The 8,995-nt window shown below is 45.7% G+C and carries 8 protein-coding genes and 1 pseudogene; 5 read left to right on the plus strand and 4 right to left on the minus strand.

Annotation, left to right across the window (positions count from 1 at the left end; translation table 11 throughout):
- From AAFP11_RS28755 to AAFP11_RS28765, 3 genes and pseudogenes are all read left to right on the plus strand, one after another.
- Positions 1-157 (plus strand): annotated as a pseudogene (locus AAFP11_RS28755) (DNA recombination-mediator protein A); the annotation flags it as partial.
- A gap of 15 nt (positions 158-172) precedes the next feature.
- Positions 173-589: an MAPEG family protein gene (locus AAFP11_RS28760; protein ID WP_341740096.1), complete on the plus strand. Its 417-nt coding sequence runs from the start codon at positions 173-175 to the stop codon at positions 587-589.
- Between the two features lie 203 nt (positions 590-792).
- A complete protein-coding gene (locus AAFP11_RS28765; RefSeq protein WP_341739886.1) occupies positions 793-1,284 on the plus strand; it encodes a YajQ family cyclic di-GMP-binding protein in 492 nt (163 codons plus the stop codon).
- 46 nt (positions 1,285-1,330) lie between these two features.
- Here the strand turns inward: AAFP11_RS28765 and murG are convergent, their stop codons facing one another.
- Positions 1,331-2,395: an undecaprenyldiphospho-muramoylpentapeptide beta-N-acetylglucosaminyltransferase gene (gene murG / locus AAFP11_RS28770; RefSeq protein ID WP_341739885.1), complete on the minus strand. Its 1,065-nt coding sequence runs from the start codon at positions 2,393-2,395 to the stop codon at positions 1,331-1,333.
- A 210-nt stretch (positions 2,396-2,605) separates the two neighbouring features.
- Here murG and AAFP11_RS28775 point away from each other — a divergent pair, with 210 nt between their 5' ends.
- Positions 2,606-3,523, plus strand: coding sequence for a nuclear transport factor 2 family protein (locus AAFP11_RS28775; RefSeq protein ID WP_341739884.1), 918 nt, complete (start codon positions 2,606-2,608; stop codon positions 3,521-3,523).
- A 114-nt stretch (positions 3,524-3,637) separates the two neighbouring features.
- Positions 3,638-4,420: an SDR family oxidoreductase gene (locus AAFP11_RS28780; RefSeq protein WP_341739883.1), complete on the plus strand. Its 783-nt coding sequence runs from the start codon at positions 3,638-3,640 to the stop codon at positions 4,418-4,420.
- Positions 4,421-5,657: 1,237 nt separating this feature from the next.
- On the opposite strand, the gene AAFP11_RS28785 is transcribed toward AAFP11_RS28780, so the two are convergent.
- The 3 genes from AAFP11_RS28785 to AAFP11_RS28795 all read right to left on the minus strand — a co-directional run.
- Complete coding sequence (locus AAFP11_RS28785) at positions 5,658-5,879, minus strand: hypothetical protein (protein WP_341739882.1); 222 nt, start codon at positions 5,877-5,879, stop codon at positions 5,658-5,660.
- Entirely contained in the window at positions 5,876-7,645 is a 1,770-nt protein-coding gene (locus tag AAFP11_RS28790) for a S8 family peptidase (protein ID WP_341739881.1), read from the minus strand. The genes AAFP11_RS28785 and AAFP11_RS28790 overlap by 4 nt, the downstream gene beginning before the upstream one ends.
- A gap of 451 nt (positions 7,646-8,096) precedes the next feature.
- Positions 8,097-8,995: calcium-binding protein (locus tag AAFP11_RS28795; RefSeq protein ID WP_341740097.1), on the minus strand; the 899-nt coding region annotated here is incomplete at its 5' end.

An 8,995-nucleotide genomic window follows, 5' to 3' on the forward strand; every position in this document is an offset into this window, starting at 1 on the left:
GTCTCTCCCAGAAGCAAGCGCCCTGTGCAATCAGGAGATTATTTCTCGGTGTCAGCAACTGCTCTGTTTTGCTTTTCACGAAAGTCACACTTTGCTGAAAACTTGTCAGGATGCAGAGGAACAGCGTAAGGTTGTTACTCTGTTCTATTTTGATTGAAATACGAGGCGGATAATGCTGTTGGGATTGCCTGTGTCGGTTATTCTGCTTGATTCTATTGCGGCGGCGGCGGCGCTGGTTTATGCACCGTTTGTGGTGGTTGCCCTCGCCCGCTTGCAGCTAGGTTATGACCAAGCAGCGCCCCGCGCTATGTTTGACAAGTTACCTGCTTACGCTCAACGGGCTACTTGGGCTCACCAAAATTCCTTTGAGACGTTTATGGTGTTTTCAGCGGCAGCTTTGATGGCTTTTGTGACGGGGGTAGATTCGGAGGCGGCTGGTTGGGCTGCGATCGCTTTTACGATCGCCCGGTTGTTGTTTTCGGTTTTCTATATCCTGAATATACCACTGGGGCGATCGCTCATGTTTGCCATTAGTTCTTCTTGCACTGTCACTCTATTTTATTTCAGTTTGATGGCTGTTAATAACTAATTGTTATTGGTTATTGGTTATTGGTTATTGGTTATTGGTTATTGGTTATTGGTTATTGGTTATTGGTTATTGGTGTTAATTCCCATGAACCATGAACCATTCCCAATTCCCCATTCCCAATTTCCAATTCCCCAATTCCCAATTCCCCAATTCCCCAATTCCCAATTCCCCATTCCTCATTCCCAATTCCCCACTATCATTTTATGGCCGCCAGTTATTCCTTTGATATTGTGAGCGACTTCGACCGTCAAGAATTAGTTAATGCTGTTGACCAAACAACACGGGAAATTCAAAGTCGCTACGACCTGAAAGACACCAAAACCACCGTGGAATTAGGTGCTGAATCCATTATTGTCAATACCGACAGTGAATTCACCTTGGATGCAATTCACACTGTTTTGCAAACTAAATCTGCCAAACGCAATTTGTCTCTGAAAATTTTTGATTATGGCAAAATTGAAGCGGCTAGTAACAGTCGGGTTCGCCAAGAAATTAAACTAAAAAAAGGGATTGACCAGGAAATTGCCAAAAAAATTACTAAATTAATTCGAGATGAATTTAAAAAGATTCAAGGATCGATTCAAGGCGATGCGGTGCGGGTTTCTGCCAAAGATAAAGATGATTTGCAGTTGGTAATTCAACGATTGAAGCAAGAAGATTACCCCGTAGCGTTGCAGTTTACCAATTATAGGTAAAATTTTGAAAGCTAACTCAAAGATAGAATTGAGATCTAGCCGGATTTTAGTTACCCACCAATTCCCTAACCAAATTAGCCAAACGCTCTGCACTGTCTGTCACAGCTAATTGAGCAGCAGCTTGGGACATTTTTGCCAAATATTGAGTGTCGCTAAGTAAATGTAAAACTTTACTTTGCAAAATATCAGCAGTTAATTCACTTTGACGAAATACCAAAGCCGCTCCCGAAGCGGCAAATACTTCGGCATTAAAACTTTGGTGGTTGTCCGCGGCGAAAGGAAAAGGAATTAAAATAGCAGGCATTCCAGTCACTGCTAATTCTGTCATAGCACTAGCACCCGATCGACTAATTGCTAAATTTGCCCGGTGCAATAAACCAGCCACATTATCATAAAATGGCATCGATATATATTGTGCGTGCTGCAAACTTTCAGCATCCGGGTCATTATTTCCGGTGAGGTGAACTACCCAAGCACCCGCATCAAACCAAGCAGGAGCACACTGTCTCACTAACTGATTAACTGCGACAGCACCTTGAGAGCCACCCATAACTAAAATTACAGGTACGTTGTCAGGAATTGGTAAATTGAGAGGTTCGCGAGTCAGGAATTGCGATCGCACCGGCGTACCAGCAAACACAGTTTTGGCGCGGGGTAAATACTGGGCTGCGGCTTCAAATCCGATCGCCACTGCACTGCAAATAGGACTAAACCAACGAGTCACTTTACCCGGAAAAACATTAGATTCGTGAAGAATCACCGGCAAACCCAAAGAGCGAGCGGCCAAAATTGCCGGTGCTGCGATGTAACCTCCGGTAGTAAATACTCCGTGAAACTTTCCCTGTTTGAGCAATCGGCGCACTTGCAGAATCGAGCTAGGGAGACCACCTAAAATTCGCACTGTACCGAGTCCAAATCGCTGCTGAAAGCCTTCAACGGCGATGGTGTGGAGGGGGTAAAGGGAGGAGACTAACTGAGTCTCCATGCGGTCGGGAACTCCCAGCCATTCGATGTGACAGTCATGCAACTGTTCAGCGGTGGCGATCGCCGGAAATAAATGTCCTCCTGTGCCACTAGCTGCAATCAACAACCGGATAGGGGATTTTGTCAAGGTATTTGTCTCTGTTACAAGTTCCACAGCTCGATCGATTTTGGGTTTAACGTTTTAGATTATTATGCTGATTTTTCCGGCAGTTTCAGCCAATTTCCCATCAGCCATCTAAAATTAGATAGTGCCGTGTTCCGCTCAGTTGTCAGTCTTCGTTGCAGGCGAACCATTGTCCGCTGCACGACCCCTGACAAATAACCAAATTATCATCTAATGCGTAATTTTTTGAATTTAGTGCCAAGTGTATCTCAGTATTGGACCAGCGATCGGCACAAAAAAGCCGATCGCCCGTACATCCGCTTGTCGGCTCCCCTGAGCGTAGTCGAAAGCTCGATCGCCCCTTTGTTGATCTGTTTGACAGTTCTCAGTAGTAGCATACTGCATCCGGCCCAGGCCAGAGCCCAAGGAGTGCGGGAGGCGAATCCCAGAGTACAAGCTCAAACCCCTACAGCGGCACCGGCTGAATTGACAAAACTGCTAACGGAAATTGACGCAGCGGCAAATCGTCGCGATGTCAAAGCAGTCATGGCATTTTATGGTCAAAACTTCACTCATTCTGACGGATTGAACAGTCAGAATATGGAAACAGCATTAACTCAACTTTGGCAGCGCTATCCCAGTTTAAATTACCGCACAGAGCTCAAATCTTGGAAAGCCGAAGGCAGCGCGATTGTAGCTGAAACCGTGACTACAATCGCCGGCACTCAGAAAAAAGACGGCAGAGACTTAACTCTCAAAGCTACTATTCGTTCTCAGCAGCGCTTTGAAGGTCAAAAAATAGTCAAACAAGAAATTTTAGCAGAACAAACTCAGCTTAGTTCGGGCAAAAATCCTCCCACGATTCAAGTGAACTTGCCAGAGCAAGTTAAGGTGGGTGAAGACTACCATTTTGATGCAATTGTTCGAGAGCCGATCGGGGATGACATTTTAATAGGAACTGTGGTGGAAGCACCAGTCGGCGAGCAAACATCCATCAAGCCCCCACAAGTCGATTTAGAGTTGTTGAATTCCGGGGGAATTTTTAAAGTAGGTAAAGCTCCAGCCACACCGGAAAATCGCTTCGTTTCAGCAGTATTGATGCGACAAGGTGGTATAACCACAGTCACTGTGCGCTTGCGAGTTGTCAAGTAAAGATGTTATTGGTTATTGGTAACAGGTTATTGGCAAAAACCCACAACTAATAACTAATCATTCATGACCAATAACTAATAACTAATAACTAATAACTAATAACTAATAACAAAAATGATTTCTATCCAAAATCAAATTGTTTTAATTACCGGTGCCAGTAGCGGTATAGGAGCAGCCTGTGCCAAGATATTTGCTAGGGGTGGCGCTAAACTAATTTTAGCAGCGCGGCGCATCGACAAGCTCGATCGACTGGCAAAGGAACTGGTAGAAACCGGATTAATAGCATCGGCCAACCAAATTTATTTGCTAGAGTTAGACGTGCGCGATCGCCCAAAAGTCGAATCCGCTGTAAATACACTTCCCGAAGCTTGGAAAGCGATCGATATTCTGATTAACAATGCCGGGTTAAGTAGAGGCTTAGACAAACTGCACGAAGGGAACTTTCAAGACTGGGAAGAAATGATTGATACCAATGTAAAAGGCTTGCTTTACATGACTCGCTACATCGTACCCGGAATGGTAAATCGAAGTCGCGGTCACGTAATCAATATTGGTTCCATTGCAGGTCGCGAAACCTACCCAAAAGGCAATGTTTATTGTGCTACCAAAGCGGCGGTAAAAGCAATTTCCGAAGGGTTAAAACAAGACCTATTAGGAACACCAGTCCGAGTCACACAGATAGAACCAGGTTTAGTGGAAACAGAATTTAGCAATGTCAGGTTTCACGGCGACGCAGAAAAAGCCAAAAATGTCTATCAAGGATTAACACCGCTTACTGGTGATGATGTAGGCGATGTCGTGTATTTTTGTGCGACGCGATCGCCCCACGTTAATATTAGCGAAATTTTGCTAGTTCCCACAGACCAAGCCACTGCAACCTTAGTTCATCGAAAATAGTTTGGATGTTTGAGAGGAAACTTTCCGGATCTAAATAGCATCCCCAGGAAAGTAGATAGGTAGATGCACCCTGATTGATTGATAACTCCCGACCAAATTTGGCCGGGTTTTTTTTGTCGATGACAGCCACAGCGCCAAACATATCCGTCCCTCTGCGGTCAAAAAATCAAATTCATCCTGAACATCCCTCCAGCCCATGAAAAGTAAATAAAGATGCACCCTGATTAATAACCCCAGCCAAATTTGGCCGGGGTTTTTTTTGTCTACTAATATCAAATCCGTTGACATCGGAATTATTATTTCTCTCTTCTCTTTCTCTGTGTCCTCTGTGTTCTCTGTGGTTTAATCATTCCCATACAACCGGAAACGATATAACTCCCGACCAAATTTGACCGGGTTTTTTTTTGTCTAGTACAACCCCAGCGCCAAACCTCCGCGTCCTTCTGCGGTAAAAAAAATCAAATTCATCCTGAAAGAGGTCTGAACATACCGGAGACTATATTAGTAGATGCACCCTGATTAATTAACTCCCGACCAAATTTGGCCGGGTTTTTTTTGTCTACTAAAGCCATAGCGCCAAACCTCCGCGTCCTTCTGCGGTGAAATAATCAAATTCATCCTGAAAGAGGTCTGAACCTACCGGAGACTATATTAGTAGATGCACCCTGATTAATTAACTCCCGACCAAATTTGGCCGGGTTTTTTTTGTCTACTAAAGCCCCAGCGCCAAACCTCCGCGTCCTTCTGCGGTAAAAAAAATCAAATTCATCCTGAAAGAGGTCTGAACCTACCGGAAACTTGATAAGTAGATGCACCCTGATTAATTAACTCCCGACCAAATTTGGCCGGGTTTTTTTTGTCTACTAAAGCCCCAGCGCCAAACATCTGCGTCCTTCTGCTGTAAAAAAATCAAATTCATCCTGAAAGAGGTCTGAACATACCGGAGACTATATTAGTAGATGCACCCTGATTAATTAACTCCCGACCAAATTTGGCCGGTTTTTTTTGTCTACTAAAGCCCCAGCGCCAAACATCCGCGTCCTTCTGCCGTAAAAAAATCAAATTCATCCTGAAAGATGTCAGAACCTACCGGAAACTTGATCAGTAGATGCACCCTGATTAATAACCCCAGCCAAATTTGGCCGGGGTTTTTTTGTCTAGGACAGCCAAGACGATTTTTCAAAGAAAGTGGGTTTTTTGCGTCTACGACTGTTTGCCATCGAAGGAATCGTTTAGCCTAAAGCACTTCAAAAGACTGCACCTCAAGCACAGGCCCGATCATCGCAAAAGTCATAATGTCCTTACGCACCAAACCTTTGACACGGACTTTCAAACCCTCTTTTTTCAGTTCAGAAGAAGCATCCTTAAGTTCATAAGTTTCCCCATCTTCGCCCACCAAGGCCCAAGTACCTGGTCCGAAGCCTTGGCGTTCAATTACACCCTTGACTGTAATACTCATGCTGACTGAACCTCTGTTTTAATTGCTAAACGTGCTAGCCCGAAACATAGAAAAGCATTGACAATTAAAAATGTTTGTGCTACTAAACCTGTTCCCAATCCCCAAACACTGGGAGACACAAAAGCATTGACTGCTAAACTGCTAGCAAAGCCGATCGATGTGGCGATCGCAATCCATTTCCACTGTGGATGTCCCAACAGCAACACAATTAAAATCCCCGGAATCAACACACTAGCAAACATCGGATTTAGCATACTGCTGCCATTAATTGCGCCACCAAGTTCGGGAATAGAACTGCCCATCACCCGCAGCGGCCATTGCGGCAGGTCAAATACAAACAAATTTCTGAGGAAAAAGAACCCAGAACTACCAGCCATCAAACCGCCCGAAAAACCCCAAGTCCACTGGAAGGGGAAATAGTTCCGCAACAAGAAAGCCAGCAGATAGGAACCGAGTACCATTGCAATCTTAGGTAACAGCGCCACAGCACCGCCATCGATCCAGAAATGGGGACTGAGATAGCCATTGTCATGCAACCAGCGGAAGAAATCGCGGAAGTTGATTTGGCCTCTGCGGGCTAGCTGAACAGCCGCGGCGGCGTCGAGGTTTCCGGCACCAAAATGGTTGAGGGGGTCTTCGCCCACAACTCGCGCCGATTGTAAAAGTACGCTGCGAATTTGGTCTGGTTCTTGGATACCGGAGGCTTTGATCAGGGCTGCAACGGCGGCAACGTGGGGAGATGCCATGCTTGTACCTTGGTAGCCTTCAAAAATTTCTGCACCAGTTTCTGGGTCGATCGTACTTTGGAGAATTTTCCCAGTTTCAGAACCACCGGGGGCTGAAATGTCAACTCCCGCGCCGAAATTGGAGTAAGAAGCTTTTTCGTCGTCCGGGCCGAGGGCAGAAACGCCGATGACGTGGGGATAGCGGGCTGGATAAGAGGCGGAACTATCGCCCGAATTGCCGGCGGCTGCGATGACGACAACGCCTTTACTGTGGGCGTAGTCGATCGCCTCTGCCATTAACTGACTTTCGCCACCACCACCGAGACTCATGTTAATCACATCAGCCCCATTATCCGCCGCAAATTTGATGGCTTCGGCGATGTCAGCAACGGTACCGCCACCACTACCACCCAAGACTTTGAGTGGCATTAAGGCTGCTTCGTAAGCAATGCCAGCAACACCGTAATTGTTGTTAGTTGATTGGGCGACTGTACCGGCGACGTGAGTACCATGGCCGTTGTCATCGAAGGCTTCGGCGCGATCGTTTACAAAGTCGTAGCCCGGTACAAATTTGGTTTCTTTTAAGTCCGCAACTGGGGAGATTCCCGTATCAATTATCGCTACTGTTGTGCCACTGCCTTTGGTTTCGTTCCAGGCAGATTCTACATTGATGCTGCGGAGATTCCACTGTTTGTTATACATGGGGTCGTTGGGAATCTCGAAAGCGCTGTAAACGTAGTTTGGTTCAATGTATTCGGTATCTTTAGCCAAATTTGATTTTTTCAGGGCATTTAACAAACTGCGATCGCCCTTGACAACATACACATTATCCTGTTGGGAAAACTCGCTATTGAGCTGGGGATTGACGTGGTACTTGTTGGCGATCGCCTCTACTTGTTTGACAATCTCAACAGCACCAACATCTTCGCGGAAATCCAGCAAAATAGAATCATAGGTCCCTTGAGTCGCCAATCCTGGGAAACTAGAAATTGCCCAGCCGAGTCCGATAAAAAATAAGCACAGAACGAAAAACTTTTTCATGCCAATGATCCTTGTAGGGAAGGCTTGCTCACCACCATAACCCAATTTTAACCCCTTGTCATTGGCACCAACAGCTATCAATTTGCGATGAGGGAATTAAACCCGCAGAAGCTGCTAGTGTACCAGCATTGCTGTATTCGGTTAAGTTTCCCCTGACATAAATCTAAAATTTAAAATAGTTTCAAAAGCGCGATCTATTTCCAGCGATCGGTCAAATAATAAGTAAGTCCACCTAATTAAATGCAAGATCCAAATCGCTCAAAAGCTTACTGGCTTGCTATTCTTCACATCGATCTTCTTCCTGAATTTCCCCCCTTGGGGGGGGTAGGGGGGGGTGAATTCTTCCTTCTACTTAAAAAAATATTTGAAATTTTAGGTGGCATCAAGCCACCTAAAATCAGTCGTCTAGTATTCCCATTCAGTTTAAGAACGGGAATACTAGAGCAATGGGTTAGAACAAGAACAACTCAGAGTTGCCCGAAGCTCCCAAATTGACATCAACAGTTGCAAACAAACTGTTGCCACCAACCGTAGAACCGTTGCTATCGTAATACAGTTTAGTAACTGCACCATCGTAGAGAGCAATAATCGACGGGCCAGTCAAAGTTGACTCGATCCCACTTACAGTAGCAACTGTGCTGCTATAAGCGTAGAAACTCGAACCCAAAGGCCCAGAACCAGTCGTAAAGGCAGCAAAACCAGTTTTGTCGAGGTTAATTACATCATCAGCAGTGCTGTAATTGGTAATTAAATCCCCGCCACCAACAGAAGTTCCAGTGAACACAAACACATCCAAACCAGCACCGCCGTTGAGAACATTAGTTCCCAAACCGCCGATTAAAGTGTCATTTCCGGCACCACCATTGATGGTATCGTTACCAGGGCCACCGAAGAGACTGTCGTTACCGTCATCCCCGGAGAGACTGTCGTTACCCAAACCACCATTGAAAATATCAGCACCAGAACCGCCGTTCAAAATGTCAGCAAAGTCCGTACCGGTGACGTTATTAACAGCACTATTGCCTGTAAACAATACAGGGGTGGTAAAGTTGTAACCGCCTGCGCCGGAACCGAAGTTGTTAATAGCAACCGGGAAAGTATTCCCAGCAGCAGTCAAGTCAACCACACTACCAGAAGCAGAAACAGTAGTATTACCAGCCGGAGCAGAACCTAGGGAGCCTGTAAACACAAAGTCCGAGGTGCCCAAACTCACAGCAGCAGTACCAAAGTTAGCCACTGTGGTAGAACCACCAGGTGCAGTACCGTTGGAGTCAAACACCAACACAGTCTCGTTAGCTGCATTCGTAAATACGAAGAAACCAGGAGTGGTGGAAGAGCCTAGAGCCTTAG

The organism is Microcoleus sp. CAWBG640 (assembly GCF_020883015.1).
Lineage (GTDB): Bacteria > Cyanobacteriota > Cyanobacteriia > Cyanobacteriales > Microcoleaceae > Microcoleus > Microcoleus anatoxicus.